Annotated in this window: 14 protein-coding genes and 1 pseudogene; 9 read left to right on the forward strand and 6 right to left on the reverse strand. The window is 70.2% G+C overall.

All coding sequences use genetic code 11. From position 1 onward, the window contains the following. The first annotated feature begins 56 nt into the window (after nt 1-56). From AB0472_RS34605 to AB0472_RS34620, 4 genes are all read left to right on the forward strand, one after another. Nucleotides 57-824: an enoyl-CoA hydratase-related protein gene (locus tag AB0472_RS34605; protein WP_366362452.1), complete on the forward strand. Its 768-nt coding sequence runs from the start codon at nt 57-59 to the stop codon at nt 822-824. Nucleotides 825-1,113: 289 nt separating this feature from the next. Further along, the gene (locus AB0472_RS34610; RefSeq protein WP_177232932.1) at nt 1,114-1,617 is read left to right on the forward strand and encodes an ATP-binding protein; all 504 of its coding nucleotides are present in this window, start codon (nt 1,114-1,116) and stop codon (nt 1,615-1,617) included. A gap of 149 nt (nt 1,618-1,766) precedes the next feature. Then, nucleotides 1,767-2,528: a polysaccharide deacetylase family protein gene (locus tag AB0472_RS34615; RefSeq protein WP_366362453.1), complete on the forward strand. Its 762-nt coding sequence runs from the start codon at nt 1,767-1,769 to the stop codon at nt 2,526-2,528. Further along, nucleotides 2,528-3,721 (forward strand): hypothetical protein, encoded by a 1,194-nt coding sequence (locus AB0472_RS34620; RefSeq protein WP_366362454.1) that lies wholly within the window; start codon nt 2,528-2,530, stop codon nt 3,719-3,721. The genes AB0472_RS34615 and AB0472_RS34620 overlap by 1 nt, the downstream gene beginning before the upstream one ends. 47 nt (nt 3,722-3,768) lie before the next feature. Here the strand turns inward: AB0472_RS34620 and AB0472_RS34625 are convergent, their stop codons facing one another. Continuing rightward, nucleotides 3,769-4,452: a GNAT family N-acetyltransferase gene (locus AB0472_RS34625; RefSeq protein ID WP_366362456.1), complete on the reverse strand. Its 684-nt coding sequence runs from the start codon at nt 4,450-4,452 to the stop codon at nt 3,769-3,771. Here AB0472_RS34625 and AB0472_RS34630 point away from each other — a divergent pair. Both AB0472_RS34630 and AB0472_RS34635 read left to right on the forward strand, forming a co-directional pair. Then, nucleotides 4,451-5,395 carry a MerR family transcriptional regulator gene (locus AB0472_RS34630; protein WP_366362457.1) on the forward strand — a complete coding sequence of 315 codons (945 nt, stop codon included), beginning with the start codon at nt 4,451-4,453 and terminating at the stop codon, nt 5,393-5,395. The genes AB0472_RS34625 and AB0472_RS34630 overlap by 2 nt on opposite strands. 60 nt (nt 5,396-5,455) lie before the next feature. After that, nucleotides 5,456-5,668: an EF-hand domain-containing protein gene (locus tag AB0472_RS34635; protein WP_366362459.1), complete on the forward strand. Its 213-nt coding sequence runs from the start codon at nt 5,456-5,458 to the stop codon at nt 5,666-5,668. 50 nt (nt 5,669-5,718) lie between these two features. Here AB0472_RS34635 and AB0472_RS34640 read toward each other — a convergent pair. Next, a pseudogene (locus tag AB0472_RS34640) lies at nt 5,719-6,309 on the reverse strand (hypothetical protein); the annotation flags it as partial. Nucleotides 6,310-6,931: 622 nt separating this feature from the next. Between AB0472_RS34640 and AB0472_RS34645 the strand changes: the two are divergent. Further along, nucleotides 6,932-7,630, forward strand: coding sequence for an NAD(P)-binding domain-containing protein (locus tag AB0472_RS34645; protein ID WP_366362551.1), 699 nt, complete (start codon nt 6,932-6,934; stop codon nt 7,628-7,630). An 83-nt stretch (nt 7,631-7,713) separates the two neighbouring features. Here AB0472_RS34645 and AB0472_RS34650 read toward each other — a convergent pair whose 3' ends face one another. Both AB0472_RS34650 and AB0472_RS34655 read right to left on the reverse strand, forming a co-directional pair. Next, on the reverse strand, nt 7,714-8,274 hold the full coding sequence (locus AB0472_RS34650; RefSeq protein ID WP_366362460.1) for a glycoside hydrolase family 25 protein: 561 nt from the start codon (nt 8,272-8,274) through the stop codon (nt 7,714-7,716). 100 nt (nt 8,275-8,374) lie between these two features. Beyond that, a complete protein-coding gene (locus tag AB0472_RS34655) occupies nt 8,375-9,418 on the reverse strand; it encodes a phosphatidylinositol-specific phospholipase C domain-containing protein (protein ID WP_366362462.1) in 1,044 nt (347 codons plus the stop codon). 157 nt (nt 9,419-9,575) lie between these two features. Here AB0472_RS34655 and AB0472_RS34660 point away from each other — a divergent pair, with 157 nt between their 5' ends. Further along, a complete protein-coding gene (locus AB0472_RS34660) occupies nt 9,576-10,478 on the forward strand; it encodes a PfkB family carbohydrate kinase (RefSeq protein WP_366362464.1) in 903 nt (300 codons plus the stop codon). 1,039 nt (nt 10,479-11,517) lie between these two features. On the opposite strand, the gene AB0472_RS34665 is transcribed toward AB0472_RS34660, so the two are convergent. Together AB0472_RS34665 and AB0472_RS34670 are read right to left on the reverse strand one after the other, a co-directional pair. Further along, nucleotides 11,518-13,008 (reverse strand): MFS transporter, encoded by a 1,491-nt coding sequence (locus AB0472_RS34665; RefSeq protein ID WP_366362465.1) that lies wholly within the window; start codon nt 13,006-13,008, stop codon nt 11,518-11,520. A 577-nt stretch (nt 13,009-13,585) separates the two neighbouring features. Continuing rightward, nucleotides 13,586-14,050 carry a helix-turn-helix domain-containing protein gene (locus AB0472_RS34670; protein WP_366362553.1) on the reverse strand — a complete coding sequence of 155 codons (465 nt, stop codon included), beginning with the start codon at nt 14,048-14,050 and terminating at the stop codon, nt 13,586-13,588. A 600-nt stretch (nt 14,051-14,650) separates the two neighbouring features. Here AB0472_RS34670 and AB0472_RS34675 point away from each other — a divergent pair. After that, the gene (locus AB0472_RS34675; RefSeq protein ID WP_366362467.1) at nt 14,651-15,712 is read left to right on the forward strand and encodes an MBL fold metallo-hydrolase; all 1,062 of its coding nucleotides are present in this window, start codon (nt 14,651-14,653) and stop codon (nt 15,710-15,712) included. Nucleotides 15,713-15,837: the final 125 nt, after the last annotated feature.

Consider the following 15,837-nt stretch of genomic DNA (forward strand, 5'->3'; position numbering starts at 1 on the left):
GCGCCCCCGGCGCCCCTGACGGGGCACGCTGCTGAACGGGCGTTAACCTGCCAGGCATGACTGTGACCCTCGAAGTCTCGGCAGGCGTGGGTACCATCCGCCTCGACCGGCCGCCCATGAACGCGCTCGACGTCGCCACCCAGGACCGGATCAAGGAGCTGGCGGGCGAGGCCACCCGTCGCGAGGACGTACGTGCCGTCGTCATCTACGGCGGTGAGAAGGTCTTCGCGGCGGGAGCCGACATCAAGGAAATGCAGAACATGGACCACGCCGCCATGGTTCTGCGCTCACGGGACCTCCAGGACTCCTTCAGCGCCGTCGCCCGGATCCCCAAGCCGGTCGTCGCGGCCGTCACCGGCTACGCGCTCGGCGGCGGTTGTGAGCTCGCCCTCTGCGCGGACTACCGCATCGCCGCCGACAACGCCAAGCTCGGGCAGCCCGAGATCCTCCTCGGGCTCGTCCCGGGAGCCGGCGGCACCCAGCGGCTGCCCCGGCTGATCGGCCCGTCCCGGGCCAAGGACCTGATCTTCACGGGCCGTATGGTCAAGGCCGACGAGGCGCTCGCCATCGGACTCGTCGACCGGGTCGTGCCCGCCGCCGACGTCTACACCGAGGCGCACGCCTGGGCGGCGAAGCTGGCGCAGGGGCCGGCGATCGCGCTGCGGGCCGCCAAGGAGGCGATCGACACCGGTCTGGAGACCGACCTGGAGACCGGGCTCGCCGTCGAACGGAACTGGTTCGCGGGGCTGTTCGCGACCGAGGACCGGGAGCGCGGGATGCGGAGCTTCGTCGAGGAGGGGCCGGGCAAGGCCAAGTTCCTGTGATCTTCGCCCTGTTGTGAAAGCCCCGAACCCCTTGCAATTGACGCGATGTCTGATTCCGGGTCCCCCGATGGGGCGGATTATGGGAGCCTTAAGGCAACCGTAAGCCCGCCTTGTCGAGGGGGTCTGGCGATTGCCTGGTGATGGGGCGTCTTCGCAGGTCGGACCGGATCCCGACGCGCTCGGAATGCCGATGGCATATGCCGATCGCCCGGTGACGGGTGGAAGCTTTGCGGGGGCGTATTCCCCGGGAACGGCCACGGAGGACGCTCTCGGCGGCCATGATGGGGGCATGGCGGGGCTGGAGGGCATCGAACAGCCGCGGGGACACAGCCGTGCGGCCGCGGCGCGCTGGTCGCCTGCGGTCGAGGACGAGCGGGCGCTCAAGGCGATCGAACTGTTCGGCAATCCGACGGACGCGGAGGTTCCGCTGCCGTCCCGCCCCGAGTCAGCGGCGACCGCCCGCCGGCTCGCCCAGGTCGTCGTCCTCCGGCAGTGGCGGCTCAGCCCCAAGATGACGGAGGACGCGGTCTTACTCGTCTCGGAACTGGTGGGCAACGCCGTACGGCACACCGGAGCCCGGGTGTTCGGCCTGCGGATGCGCCGCCGCCCCGGCTGGATCCGGGTGGAGGTGCGCGATCCGTCGCGCGGCCTGCCCTGCCTGATGCCGGTTCAGGAGACCGACATCAGCGGCCGCGGCCTGTTCCTGGTGGACAAACTGGCCGACCGCTGGGGCGTGGATCTGCTGCCGAGAGGAAAGACGACGTGGTTCGAGATGCGGGTGGCTGATCGATAGGCCCGGCGAAACGCGCCCCTTGGGGGCGCTGGGGGTACCCCCGGCCGAAGGCTGGGGGAGGAACTGCGCGAGCAGCCCCCACCGGCCGAAACGTGCAAAAATAATCCACTTCGGGTCAATAGCTGCCTTTCTTACCTATGCACCCTTAAATGGTGCAGGTGACCCCCACCCGTCGACGCGACCTCCTCCGCGCAAGCGCCGCCTTCACCGCCGGAGCCGCGCTCATCACCGGTTGCGGCAACCCCGGTACGGCCACTGCAGCACCGCCCGCCACCCCCAGCCCCGCCTCACCGTCGGCCTCCCCCACCCCGCTCCCCTTCCAGGTCACCCACGGCCCCCGCACCACCGCCTCCGTCGCCCTCACCTTCCACGGCCAGGGCGACCCCGCCCTCGCCGACCAGCTCCTCGGCACCGCCGAGCAACACGGTGCCCACCTCACGGTGCTGGCCGTCGGCAGCTGGCTCGACGAGCACCCCGCCATGGCCCGCCGCATCCTGGACGGCGGCCACGACCTGGGCAACCACACCCAGCGGCACGTCTCCATCAACGCCATGGCGGAGGCGGACGCCCGCAAGGAGATCACCGACTGCGCGGAGCGGCTCAGGCGGCTCACCGGATCGATCGGGACCTGGTTCCGCCCCTCCAGGGCGCCGACCGCCTCCCCGCTCGTCGCCCGGCTCGCCGCCGAGGCCGGCTACCCGCACGTGCTGTCGTACGACGTCGACTCGCTCGACTACACCCGGCCCGGTGCGTCGGCCATCACCCGCAAGGTGCTCGCGGAGGTCACGGGCGGCTCGGTGGTGAGCATGCACTTCGGGTATCCGGACACGGCCGCCGCCCTCCCCGCCGTCCTCCAAGAACTCCACCGCCGTGGACTGCGCGCGGTCACCACCACGGAGCTGCTCAGCTGATGCGAACCACGAACGCCGCCCGTCTGCTGTCCGCCGGTGCCGTCCTCGCCGCCCTGGCCCTGCTGCCCGCGTGCAGCGGCGACTCCGGGAGCCCCGCCGCACCGGCCGTCGGCACCACCGCGGCCGTGCAGCCGCCGGCGAAGAAGGCGGAGCCGGCCGTCGACGCACTGCCGGGGATGCCCCCGGTCCTCGACCCGAAGGACGTGTACGCAGCCGACCGCCCCGGCAACCTCTCGCCCGTCGTCAAGGGCTTCCCGTCCCTGGTCTACGTCCCGAACACCAACTCCGACACGGTCTCGGTCATCGACCCGAAGACGTACCGGGTGATCGGGACCATCCCGGTCGGCCGGCAGCCGCAGCACGTCGTGCCGTCCTGGGACCTGAAGACCCTGTGGGTCAACAACGACCTGGGCAACAGCCTCACCCCCATCGACCCGAAGACCGGCCGGGCCGGCAAACCGGTGGCCGTGCACGACCCGTACAACCTGTACTTCACGCCCAACGGCAAGTACGCGATCGTGATGGCCTCCAACGACCGTCAGCTGGTCTTCCGGGACGCGCACACCATGCAGACCGTCAAGGCCGTCCCGGTCAGCTGCTACGGCGTCAACCACGCCGACTTCTCCCTCGACGGCCGGTACTTCATCGTCTCCTGCGAGTTCAGCGGCGAAGTGCTCAAGGTGGACACGGAGCAGATGAAGGTGCTCCGGCAGGAGAGGCTGCCGTACCACGGCGCCATGCCGCAGGACGTCAAGGTCTCGCCGGACGGCAAGCGGTTCTACATCGCCGACATGATGGCCGACGGGGTGTGGATCCTGGACGGCGACGCCTTCACCAAGCCGACCTTCCTGCCCACCGGCAAGGGCGCGCACGGGCTGTACGTCAGCCGGGACTCCCGCGTGATGTACGTCTCCAACCGGGGCGAGGGCACCATCTCGGTCTTCGACTTCGCCCAGAACCGGCTGACCGGCAAGTGGCGGCTGCCCGGCGGCGGCAGCCCCGACATGGGCGGGGTCTCCGCGGACGGCAAGGTGCTGTGGCTGTCCGGCCGTTACAACTCCGAGGTGTACGCCATCGACACCCGCACCGGCACCGAACTGGCCCGCATCCACGTCGGCAGCGGCCCGCACGGACTCGCCGTCTACCCGCAGCCGGGCCGCTACTCGCTCGGCCACACCGGCATCTTCCGCTGAGGCGGGGTGAGGCGGGGTGAGGCGGGGTGCGGCGGGGCCCTCGGGCCTCAGCTCCTGAGCAGCAGCGCCTCGGCGCCCACCGGCACATAGCCGGCCGCCTGGAACGCCCGGACGCTGCGGGCGTTCCCCGGCGCGACCTGCGCCCACAGCGGTTCGTCCGCGAGCTGCCGGGCGGCGGCCACCAGGGCCCGGCCCAGCCCCCGCTGCCGTGCGCCCTGGTCCACCTCAACCGACACCTCCAGGCGCCCCGCGACACCCCGGCCCAGCACCAGCACCCCGCCCGCCACCGTCCAGGCGCGCACCTCGTCCCGGCGGGCCCGGGCGTAGCCGACCCGGGAGTGGTCGGGGCCGGTGAGCTCGGTCAGCGGCAGGTCGGGGCGGCCGGGCAGCGGGCCCGCCACCAGCAGCGCGTCGATCGTCTCCTGCTCGCGGCCCGTGCGGTCCATCAGGGCGGTGAGGAAGCGCGAGTTCATCGTCGCGGCCAGTGGGTCGCTGGGGACGGCGCGCAGGGTGTCGTACACCCACTCCGGGTCCTCGTCCACGAAGACGACCGAGTGCGCGGAGAAGGAGAGCACCCCGGCGTCCCGGGGGGACGGCTGCGGCACGACCGTCGTACGGCCGTCCGGCGGCGGGAAGACACCCCGGGCCGCCGCGTCCAGAATGTCCCGCAGGGTCTCTGCCACCGTGCTCCTTGAGTCTCCACCCACTGGAAGGCCCACACTCGCAGACATGCTGCACTATCCGGGGGGCGGCCCCCCAGACCCCCCGAACGACGGCACCGGACTTTTCACCATCGGCGAGCTGGCGAAGGCCACCGGGCTGACCGTGCGCACCATCCGCTACTGGTCCGACGAGGGCGTGCTCACCCCGGTGACCCGCTCCGCGGGCGGCTACCGGCTCTACGACGCCGAGTCGTTCGCCCGCCTGGAGCTGATCCGCACCCTGCGCGAACTGGGGCTCGGTCTCGGGCACGTGCGTGCGGTGCTCTCCGGCGAGCAGACCGTCGCGGAGGTCGCGGACGCGCACGTGGCGGCGCTGGACGCGCAGATCCGCTCCCTGAAGGTGACCCGTGCGGTGCTGTCGACGGTGGCGCGACGCGGTTCGAACGCGGAGGAGATGACCCTGATGAACAGACTGGCACGGCTGTCGGCCGCCGAACGGCAGCGGATCGTGGACGACTTCGTGGAGGAGATCTTCGAGGGGCTGGACACGGCCGACCCCTGGATCCGGGAGCGCACCCGGACCCTCGGGGTGGCGCTGCCCGACGAGCCCGGCCCCGAGCAGGTGGACGCCTGGGTGGAGCTGGCCGAACTGCTGCAGGACCCGGGCTTCCGGGCGGCGATGCGCAGGATGATCGAGTTCAACGCGGCCGACCGGGGGCCGGACACCCCCGCCGGCGCCTCGCAGTGGTTCTTCCGCCGGCTGGTCGACGTCGTCGGCGCGGCCCGCGAGCGCGGGGTGACGCCCGAGGCACCCGAGGCGGACGCCGTGCTCACCGAGGTGTTCGGGGAGGGCACCGACCGGGTGGCGGTGCTGCGCCGGATCGACCTGGGCAACGAGGTGGCCCGCTACCGGGAGTTGGTGAACATCATCAAGGGCGCTCCGGCGCCGCCGCGGTACCAGGAGGAGTTCGGCTGGGTGGTCGCTGCGCTGAAGGCCTGGCCGGGCCGTTAACCTGGCCTGCGGCACTACGCCGGTACGGCAATGGAAACACGGACAAAAAGGGGCGGATCGGTGGCGGACATCGACGAGGCACGCGCGCACTTCGAGCGGATCGACGCGGACGGTGACGGGTTCATCACCGCCGCCGAGTTCAAGTCCGCTCTCGCGCAGGGGGGCGACTGGAACGTCACCGAGACGGTGGCCGAGGCCATCATCAAGACCCGCGACCTCAACGGCGACAAGGTCCTGTCGTTCGACGAGTACTGGGCCTACCTGAACAAGTAGGTTCCACGAGCGCAGGGGCGCCCGGCACCTGGAGTGCGGGCGCCCCTTTCTCATGCCCCGGCGCCGAGTGGCCCGGTGTCGAGTGCGCGGGTGTCGAGTGCGTCGGCGCCGAGTGGCCCGGTGTCGAGTGCGCGGGTGTCGAGTGCGTCGGCGCCGAGTGGCCCGGTGTCGAGTGCGCCGGCGTCGGCTGCCCCCGCGTCGACCCGGACCGTCCGGCGGCCGCCGTGCCGTTCCAGGGTCAGCGGCAGGTCGAAGCACGTGCCGACCCGGTCGCCGGTGAGGACCTCGGCCGCCGGGCGGTGCGCCAGGGGCCGGCCCTCGCGCAGCAGCTGCGCATGGGTGGTGCCGGCCGGAAGCTCCTCCAGGTGATGGGTGTCGAGGACGGTCGCCGGCCGCGGCCGCGGCCGGGCCCGACGCAGCGCGTCCAGCGCGCCGAGCAACTGCTCCCGGCCCGGCAGGTCCAGGCCGGTGGCCGGTTCGTCGAGCAGCAGGAGCCGGGGTTCGGGCATCAGGGCCCGGGTGATCAGGGTCCGGCCGCGCTGCCTCTGCGACGGCGTGGGCCAGCGGGCCTCCCGGTGCGCGGCCGGCCCCGGCATCCCGATCAGCAGGTCGGCACGGGCCGTCTGCTCCGGCGTCGGACGCCGGCAGATCGCCGGTGGCGCCTGGCCCGTCGGTCCCGGCTGCCCGGTGAGACGAGCCTGGCCAAGGAGCTGGGCGTGGGCCGCTCCACGGTCCGCGAGGCGCTGCGCGCGCTCGCCGCAGCCGGGCCGGTCCGGCCCCGGCAGGGCTCGGGCGTCTTCGTCATCGCCACCGAGGCCGCCGAGGACTGGCCGACGCGGCTGCGCCGGGCCGCGGTGAGCGACGTGTACGAGGTCCGGACGGCGGTCGGGGTGCACGCGGCCCGGCTCGCCGCGCGGCGCCGCACCGCGGCCGACGTGGCGGCGATCGAGGCGGCGCCGGCGGGCCGGCGGGCCGGCGGGCCGCCGGGCGGCCGGGAGCGCCGACGACGCGGCCTTCGTCGACACCGACATCGCCTTCCACGCGGCCGTGGTGACCGCCGCGCACAACCCGGTGCTCACCGATCTGTTCGCCGGGTTCGGGCCGGTGCTCCGGGAGGGGCTGATCGACCTGCTCGCCCTGACCGGCCTGCGCACCACCGACCCGGACACCGGCGACGCGGCCCACCGTTCCCGGTGCCTCACCCGTTCGGACCGGCCGTGGAATAGGCCGCGCAAGCCCGAGGTTGTCGCCGCACAGCAGCATATGCATGCAAGTGCATGGACTCTCGAAAGGCGTGTCATGAAGATCGGCATCATCGGCGCGGGCAACATCGGCGGCAACCTCACCCGGCGGCTGGCCGCACTCGGTCACGACGTGTCCGTGGCGAACTCGCGGGGCCCCGAGACGCTCGCCGGGCTGGCCGCGGAGACGGGAGCGACCCCGGTACGGGCCGGGGACGCGGCGCGCGGTGCGGAGGTCGTGGTGGTCACCGTCCCGGTGAAGAAGGTCCCGGACCTGCCGTCCGGCCTCCTGGACGGCGCCGCCCCGAACGTCGCCGTGATCGACACGAACAACTACTACCCGCGCGAGCGGGACGGCCGGATCGCCGGCATCGAGGACGAGGGCATCACGGAGAGCCGCTGGACCGAGCGGCAGATCGGCCACCCCGTGATCAAGGCGTTCAACGGCACCTTCGCCCAGGACATCCTGGACCGCGGCCGCCCCGCCGGGGAACCGGGGCGCCAGGCCCTCCCGGTCTCCGGCGACGACGAGGCCGCCAAGCGGGTGGTCCGCGCCCTGATCGACGAACTCGGCTTCGACACCGTCGACAACGGCGGCATCGACGACTCCTGGCGCCAGCAGCCGGGCACCCCGGTGTACGGCCTGCGGGCCGACGCCGAAGGCGTGCGCAAGGCCCTGGCGGAGGCGTCCCCGGAGCGCCCGGAGAACTTCCGCGGCTGACGGCACCGCCGGGTCCAGCGGGAGACCGGCGGCGGGACCGGCACGGAGAGCCCGGTCCCGCCGCCACGGACCGGCGCCGTCGCTCAATCCTGCTTCGCCGCCCAGGCCTTGAGGGCGGCCTTGCTGGCGAAGTCCGCGACGTCCTTGTCGTGCGGATCGCTGCTGTACTGGTGGAAGACCCAGTCGGCCTTGATGCGGGGGTGGCCCGCGCTGACGTAGTCGGCGATCCAGAGGCCGTCGCCGGCGTACGAGGTGGTGTCGATGGTGAGCCAGAAGTTCCGGTTGGTGTAGAGCACCACCCGGTAGCCGGGCCGGAGTGCCTTCACCTTGCGGATGAAGGAGTCCTTCTCGGCGTTGCTGGCGTGGGTGCCGTCGCCGGTGGTCTCCCAGTCGACGGCAAGGATCTCACCCGCCCGCTCGGGGGCGTGCTGGACGAAGTACTCGGCCTGGGCGGTGAGGTTGCCGGGCCACAGGAAGTGGTAGTAGCCGACGACCAGTCCGGCGTCGCGACCGGTCTTGGCCTGGGCGGTGAGTCTGGGGTTGACGTACGAACGCCCCTCCGTCGCCTTGATGAAGACGAAGGAGAGGCCGTCCGTGTCGTAGCTGGAGGACTGGTAGGCGCTCACGTCGATTCCGTGCAGCATGTGCGGTGACTCCCTGGTGCCAGTGGGGTGACACGAATTGCAACTGCGTATGTCGTATGCCCCGCCACGCCGTGAGCGATCCGCGTGCGCGCGTGAATTGTCAGCCGCGGGCCGCCACCTCGCTGAGCACGGCCGCCGACTTGGTCGACCAGTCCGAGGTGATGATGCTGGCATGGTCGGCGGCGAGCAGTGCCAGCCGGGCCGCCACCTCGGCGTCCGTCGGAGCGGTCGAGGAGATCGCCGGTGAGACGTTGTAGGCGTCCGTCATGATCAGGATGTAGTGGTTCGTGGCGTAGAACGACGTGTCGTAGCCGTTGTTCACGTACGTCGCCGCGTCGCCGTCGAAGAACACGAACCAGGGCCGGATGGAAGCGTCGTACCTGCTGGTCCGGGGATCCCCGTTCGCGGCGCCCAGCACCGCGGGGAAGGCCTGGGCCTGGGAGATGTTCCCGGCCGCGGACAGGTCGCGCAGATGGTCGCCGTACTCCTCGTCCGTCCAGTAGTGGTCGAACGGGTTGGCCTGCTCCACCGTGCCGGGGATCAGTTCGAAGATGAACTTGCCCTTGAGCTGGTCGCGGGTGGGCCAGGCGTCGGCCTTGGCGGCGGCGTCGAGGGTGGCGTACGACGAGCCCAGCAGGTCGGCCGGCTTGTACACGCTGCTGCCGAGCTTCTGCGAGACGAGCGTGTCGAACGCGGTGGGCCCGAGGCCGATGGTCTGGTTGAACCCGACCTTCATCTCGACCTTGACGACGACGGGCGCGTGGTCCGGGTGCAGTTGCTCCCAGGCCGCCATGTTGTCGAGGCAGCTGCCGAGGTCCTGGCTGGTGGCCTTGCTGTACAACTGGCCCGGGGTGTTGGCGTTTTCGCAATTGTTGTCGTTGCCCCACGGGTTGCTGTGGCTGACGCGCCACCGCTTGCTGATGCTGTCGACGTACACGTCCAGCTCCAGCAGCGAGGCCCCGGAGTCCATGGCCTGCGCCCAGTAGGTGTACTTGCCCTTCTCGTAGGCGTTGTGCGTGCCGATGGACGTGGTCTCGGAGAACTTCGCCGCGTTCGTGGCCGTGTCCGCGTGCGCGGCGGAGCCCGCCATCACGAACAGGGCCCCGGCACCCACGACCGCCGCCAGCCGTCTCAGTACACGCATGACCCAACTCCTTTGGGTTGATGGTGAGTTGGCGGCAGCGTAGAAGCATCCGGTTACTGATCGGTAGCCCCTGGGGGAACATCGGCCTCCGGAACTCCCCCAGGACTCACGAGGCCGCACGTACGCTGGCCGCGGGCCGAGGCCGGAGGAGGCGCTGGTGCGGACGGATCCGAGGGCGGGGCGGCGGCCCGCGGGCCTCTTCGTGGGGCTGTGCACGCTCGACGTCATCCAGCTGGTGGACCGGGTGCCGGGGCCGGACCAGAAACTGACGGCCCGTGACCAGGTGGTGGCGGCGGGCGGTCCGGCCACGGGCGCGGCGGTGGCCTTCGGCCGGCTGGGCGGACGGCCCCGGCTGCTCACGGGCCTCGGTTCCCATCCACTGGCGCTCGGCGTCCGGGCGGACCTCGACGCGCTCGGCGTGCGGGTCACGGACCTCGCCGTCGACCACGTGCGGCCGCCCGCGGTCTCCTCGATCCTGGTCACCGAGTCGACCGGAGAGCGCGCGGTCGCCTCGACGAACGCGACCGGGCACCGGCTGCGGGCCCCCGCCGACCTGGCGGAACTGGTGGCGTCGTGCGACGTCGCCGAGTTCGACGGGCACCACATGGACCTGGCCGTCCAGGTCGCGCGCGCCGCCCGCGCGGCCGGCCGGCCCACCCTGCTCGACGGCGGCAGCTGGAAGGACGGCACGGAGCGGCTGCTGGCGTCGACCGACGTCGCCGTGTGCTCGGCGGACTTCCACCCGCCGGGTACCGCCACGCCCGCCGAGACCCTGGACTTCCTCCGGGACCACGGGGTGACCTGGGCGGCGGTCACCGGCGGCGCGGCACCGATCGTGTGGGCGGGCCCCGGCGCCGGTGGCCTGGTCGGCGTTCCGGAGACCCGCGTGGTGGACACGCTGGGCGCGGGAGACGTCCTGCACGGTGCCCTCGCCCACCACCTGAGCGGCCCCGGCCCCCTCGACGGGCCGGCCTTCGCCCGAGCCCTGGCACGGGCCGCGACGGTGGCCTCCCGCGCGTGCGCCTCGTTCGGCACGCGCGCGTGGCTGACCGCGGGCTGACCGGCACCCGCCGGCGAACGCGGGCCGCGTCGGCTTCCTCATCCGCCCCATGGACCACTCGCGTATCCCCCCGCGGCGTTTCGGCCATGTCCCGTGGCCCGGGAGGCGCGGTGGCGGGCGGTCGGTGAGACGCGAACCCCGGATTCCCGCGGCCGGGGATCCGACTCAAACACGCGTGTTCGAGCCGGGCCCGCCGGTCGTTGTCCCGGTCACCATCAGACATCCCCAACGCGGTCCGGACACCGCGTTGTTGGCGGCACGACGGGACATCCGTGCCCCGCCGTGCCACCACCGTCCCGCCCTGCCGTCACCCCGGCTCGGCCGACCACCGGAGGAACCATGAATCCCGCCCCCGCCCCCGCGCCTCTCCTCGCGCATCCCGAGGCCGTCCGGTCGGTCCCTCGCCACCGCACGGTGACCCCGGCCGACCGCACCCCGGCGGGCGCCATGGACCAGCCCGGCCTGACACCGAGGTGGAGGGCAGGACAGCACAGCGATCACAACAGCCACGGCAGCCAGGACAATCACGGCAATCACCGCAGTCACCACGGCTGTGGCAGTCACCCCCGGCACCCGTCGTCTGACCGAGGCACGCACCCTGGGCGACCGGCCAGCCGCGGCCGGCTGGGCAGCCGTACTGGACCGGGCACACGGCGATGCGCACACATGACCCCCGCACCCCGACCAACTGGTTCTCCGGGATTTTCTTGATCCGTTCGGCCGCTGGGGACTTCACCGGGACTTGCGGTGGCCGGAGGGTCGGGACGGAAGTGCTCGCGTGCCCGTGCGGCGAGGCTGGGCGCCGGGGGGGGCGTCGCGGGTCCTGCGCCCTTCGGGAAGTGAGAAGCAGGGGCGTCCCCTGATGGCCCACTCGGGCTGCCGTCGGACGTGGGCACCTACGACGAACTCGCCGACGAAAACGGACCGTTCGCGGTACTTCTGGCCCCGTTCACCAGCCGCTGGCACCCAAGGAGAGTGCCGCGCCGGCTCGACCTCGCGCGGCACCGTGTTCCCCCATGCCCCGCAGCTGTGTTCGTGGTCACGCTTGGGTTGGTCCGCGGAGGGTGGCAGAGGCTTCGGAGTTCGAAATGCCTGGGTTTCGCCGCCAGGGGGGAAGCACCTGGACTATTCCGGCGGCGAGACCGAGCACCGCAAAAACCCACCAGATGTGGTGGAAATTGGCTACTCGGGGGACCAGACCAGAAGGGCCCAGAAGTGCGACGAAGATGCTGATTCCCAGGACAGCCCCGAGTTGCCTGAAGCTGGAGTTGATTGCAGAGCCGATGGCGAACTGAGCCGGGGGCAGTTTCGCGACGGCAGCGGCGGACTGGACGGGCAGGGTGAGGCCGATACCCAGGCCGGTGAGGAGGGTCCAGGGCAGCCAATGGGCGACCCACTGCGGAGAACCGTTCACGGACAAGGCGAACCCGAGGCAGCCAAGAGCCCAGGTGAGCGATCCCGCGAGCAGCACGGGACGGTGCCCGACAACGCTGGCGAGCTTCGTGGTCGAGCGGGCGATGAGGGTGACGACGACCGGCCCCGCGGCGCTGGCCAACGCCGCACGCAGTACGGAGTAGTGCCACTCCGTCTGGAGAAATATCAGGTTGCCCAGCAGCAGCCCGAAGAAGGCTGTCGAGAACAGCAGCGTAGCGGCATTCATTTCCGTGAACTGGCGCTCTTTGAAAAGAGCAAGGTCCAGTACCGGACGAGCGGACTTCGACGTCCGCCACAGGAAGACGGGAAGCGCGAGGGCCGCCCCGACGAAACCGGCCACCACCCATGAATTGGACCATCCGCGAGACGGCCCCTCAATGATGGAGTAGCTGAGAAGCGCGGGAATCGCAGCGACAAGGACCGACCCGAGAGGGTCCGGGACACCAGACGCATGCACGTCGCGGGACTCACGCAGCAGTCGTTTGCCGAGCGTAATAATGACCGCCGCGATCGGGATGTTGACCAAGAAGATCCAACGCCACGAGGCGTATTCGGTGAGCAGCGCGCCGAGGGTAGGCCCGACCGCCGCCGCCGCGGCGGCCATCGCCCCCCATACGCCTATGGCGACATGGCGTCGGGCGGCGTGAAATTCGTGGAGGACGAGCGCCAGGGAGGACGGCACGACGAGCGCGGCGAAGACCGCCTGCAGGGCTCGAGCTGTGATCAACACTGCGGCGTTCGGGGCGAGTCCGCACAAGGCGCTCATCAGTGCGAAGCCGATGATCCCCACCATGAAGGTCTGCTTGCGCCCGTACCGGTCGGCGACCCGGCCTCCGGGGATGAGGACAGCCGCGAACACCACGCTGTACGCGTTCAGGACCCATGCCAGATGTCCGGTCGTGGTGTTGAAGCTGTGGTTGATCGTCTCGAATGCGATGTTCACGATCGTGGTGTCGAGGAAGACCACGAACGCACCGAGGCTGCCGAGGGCCAGTACCCAACGGGCCCGCTGGTTGTCCGCGGACCCCATGTCTTGAGATCCGTTCACGGGCACGGTCTGGCTGCCCGAGACCGGTGCTCTCTCCGTATTGGCCATGGTGCACTACTCCTGGTGTGTTGTGACGTACAAGAAATCAACGATGCAGAACGGATGGTCGGACAACCAGCGGAAAAAGTGGTGGTGCACCTTGTGCACAGAACTGTGCACTGAAAGACGAATGGCTCAGCTGCGGCAGGGTCGGACGGCAGCAGCAAAGCCGTTCCTGTCGCTGTTCTTACTGGGAATTTTGGGCGTGCGATTACCTACGCCGTTCGCTGCCCCGGCTGATATCGGGGAAGAGATGCGGCTCGCGGCCGGCTCTACATACTCGCCCGCTGTCTGCGTAAACTCGGAAATGCTGGAGTGGTAGGTGCCGATGACGCAGGGAGCACTCGCCGGGGGAATCCGAGGCCGGACGCGTCGGTGAATCTCCAGCGGCGCGCGATCGCCATGGCGGCGCTGACGCCGGACGCCGGCCGGGCCGGCTCGTCCCGCCCCCCTGCGGACGGTGGTGCGGATTCGGTCCCCGAGCGAGATCCCAGCACACAGGAAGGACGTTTTGCATGGCGGGGAGCGAAACGGGGATGGGAGTGTCACACGAGGGCGCGGCGTCGGCCCATAGGGGAGGAGCGTGTCAGGACGGCTTCACGTCCGCCTGGGCAGCAGGGCCGCCAACCGTCCATCCGGGCGCGCGAGACACCAAGTGAAGATCTTCTTCGCTGACTGCCTGCCCGCAGACACCGCACACGGTGACCGGCTGGATCTGGTGCCCGTGGTGCTCCAGAACCATGGGCGGTTCATCGACCACCCAGCGGTCACCCCAGGCCATGAGGTTGGCGAGCACGCCGAGAAGCTCCTTGCCCGCGTCCGTGAGGTGATACTCGAACCGCGTGGCCTGGTACTCCCGCTTCTCAAGGATGCCGTCCGCGACCAAGGACTTGAGCCGGGCAGCCAGCCTGTCACGTGGGGCGCCCGTGTTGCGGGCGATCTGACTGAACCGCCGATTCCCGAAGAGGACCTCGCGTGCGGCCAGCAACGACCAGCGGTCGCCTACCAGTTGAAGCGTCGCCGCTACCGAACAGGGCCTTCCTGGGACCATCGGGGACTGAGCCACGATTCAGAATATCAAGCCACGGTTTGCGATCCAAACCGTCCAGCGGTAGCGTGACCTCACGGTCTCAAAATCAAACTGTTCGGGTCGTGATCCCAGTCCTCCGGGACCGTCCATCCGCTCAAGGCGGCATGCCATGTCATCCAGCGGCATCCTCGTTGTCACAGGCGCAATCGGTGGGACTGGACAGCGCACGGTTGAGCTGCTTCTTGAGCGTGGGCAACGGGTCCGGTCCCTGGCGCACACGGCGGATGCTCGATCCCGCAAGCCGGCCGAAGCCGGCGTGGATGTCGTAGCCAGCGGCCCGCGGGACCTGAGGGCGTCGACACCGTCCTGGCGGACGTCCGGTCCCGCCTGCTTCGTCCACCCGGTCGAAATGGACCACGGACAAGTGGCGGCCCTATGTCCGGAGTGCTGGGCCGCTGTTCGAGGCGGGCCACGTCCAGGGCCGATTCTGACCTCCGGGTATCCATGACACCGCGCCCAGAGGCGAGCAGGGACCGGACGCAGCGAATCCCATGTATCCACCGTCCCACGGAATGAAGTCTGCTGTGATCCTCCAGCGCAGCGAGTCCCGATCGGAGAATCATGTGTGACGCGAAGAACGCGAGTGCGGTGGAGGTCGAGGAGTCTGCGCCGAGGCCAGCCGACGGAAAGGCCGTAGATCCTATTCCCCTTGCACCGGTCGACGAGGTGCGAGTCACTGTCCTGGTAGACAACGTATTCGACGCACTACTCACAGGAGACACGAGGACTGCGCGATTCGGGTTCGGATCCGTCGACGTCCGTGCCGACCAGTTCGAAAGCGGATCGACATCGGTCGGCCTGATGGCCGAGCATGGATTCTCCGCCCTGGTGACTGTTCGCCGGGGCGAACGAGAGACCTCCCTGCTGTTCGACGCCGGTCTTTCGCCGCATGCAATGGTCGACAACGCGGACCGGCTCGGCATTCACCTGAAGTCCGTCCACGGAGTCGTACTGAGTCACGGACACTTCGATCACGCCGGCGGACTGGCCGGACTCAAAAGCAGACTCGGACGTAGCGGCATGCCCATGGTGATCCATCCACACGCCTGGGCCCGCCGGAGGATGGCAGTCCCCCATGGCGGCGCGGGCGAATTCCCGACCCTCAGCAAACGTGCCCTGACAGGGGAAGGATTCGATGTCATCGAGCGACGTGAACCGTCACTGCTGGTGGACGGAAGCGTCCTGATCACCGGGGAAGTGGACCGCACCACCGAATTCGAACTCGGTATGCCATCGGCGCACCAAGCCTGGAACGGGACCCGGTGGGAGAAAGACCCTCTTGTGATCGACGATCAAGCACTCGTGGTGAACCTGCGAGGGCACGGCCTGGTGGTCCTGACAGGATGCGGTCATGCCGGCCTGATCAATATCCTTCGCCAGGCAAGACGGCTGACCGAAGTGCAGCAGGTCCACGCCGTGATCGGCGGACTGCATCTTGCCGGCCCGGCGTTCGAGCCGGTCATCGCCCCCACTGTCGCTGCACTGAAGGACATTGCGCCGACGCTGATTGCCCCCGGGCACTGCACGGGCTGGCGTGCCCAGCACACCCTGGCAGCGGAATTCGCTGATGCCTGGGTTCCCAACAGCAGCGGTACCACGCACCGGCTGACCGCTGCTGCCTGAGACCGGGCGAGGTGGCCGTCGGCGGTGCCCGGTACATTCCCAAGTGGAGAGACCCATGGAATGCCGGCGGATACCTGTTGTTTTCATTCATGGCCTTCGGGTGCCCGGTTTTCCCGCACACTCGT

It is taken from the genome of Streptomyces sp. NPDC086777, assembly GCF_040702065.1.
Taxonomy (GTDB): domain Bacteria; phylum Actinomycetota; class Actinomycetes; order Streptomycetales; family Streptomycetaceae; genus Streptomyces.

What these genes read in the sequence shown, in the direction of transcription:
- AB0472_RS34650 (WP_366362460.1), bottom strand. Translation starts at nt 8,274, where the DNA reads ATGCTGCACGGAATCGACGTGAGCGCCTACCAGTCCTCCAGCTACGAC.
- AB0472_RS34645 (WP_366362551.1), top strand. Translation starts at nt 6,932, where the DNA reads ATGCATGCAAGTGCATGGACTCTCGAAAGGCGTGTCATGAAGATCGGC.
- AB0472_RS34630 (WP_366362457.1), top strand. Translation starts at nt 4,451, where the DNA reads ATGCTGCACTATCCGGGGGGCGGCCCCCCAGACCCCCCGAACGACGGC.
- AB0472_RS34610 (WP_177232932.1), top strand. Translation starts at nt 1,114, where the DNA reads ATGGCGGGGCTGGAGGGCATCGAACAGCCGCGGGGACACAGCCGTGCG.
- AB0472_RS34615 (WP_366362453.1), top strand. Translation starts at nt 1,767, where the DNA reads ATGGTGCAGGTGACCCCCACCCGTCGACGCGACCTCCTCCGCGCAAGC.
- AB0472_RS34625 (WP_366362456.1), bottom strand. Translation starts at nt 4,452, where the DNA reads ATGTCTGCGAGTGTGGGCCTTCCAGTGGGTGGAGACTCAAGGAGCACG.
- AB0472_RS34655 (WP_366362462.1), bottom strand. Translation starts at nt 9,418, where the DNA reads ATGCGTGTACTGAGACGGCTGGCGGCGGTCGTGGGTGCCGGGGCCCTG.
- AB0472_RS34670 (WP_366362553.1), bottom strand. Translation starts at nt 14,050, where the DNA reads ATGGTCCCAGGAAGGCCCTGTTCGGTAGCGGCGACGCTTCAACTGGTA.
- AB0472_RS34620 (WP_366362454.1), top strand. Translation starts at nt 2,528, where the DNA reads ATGCGAACCACGAACGCCGCCCGTCTGCTGTCCGCCGGTGCCGTCCTC.
- AB0472_RS34675 (WP_366362467.1), top strand. Translation starts at nt 14,651, where the DNA reads ATGTGTGACGCGAAGAACGCGAGTGCGGTGGAGGTCGAGGAGTCTGCG.
- AB0472_RS34605 (WP_366362452.1), top strand. Translation starts at nt 57, where the DNA reads ATGACTGTGACCCTCGAAGTCTCGGCAGGCGTGGGTACCATCCGCCTC.
- AB0472_RS34665 (WP_366362465.1), bottom strand. Translation starts at nt 13,008, where the DNA reads ATGGCCAATACGGAGAGAGCACCGGTCTCGGGCAGCCAGACCGTGCCC.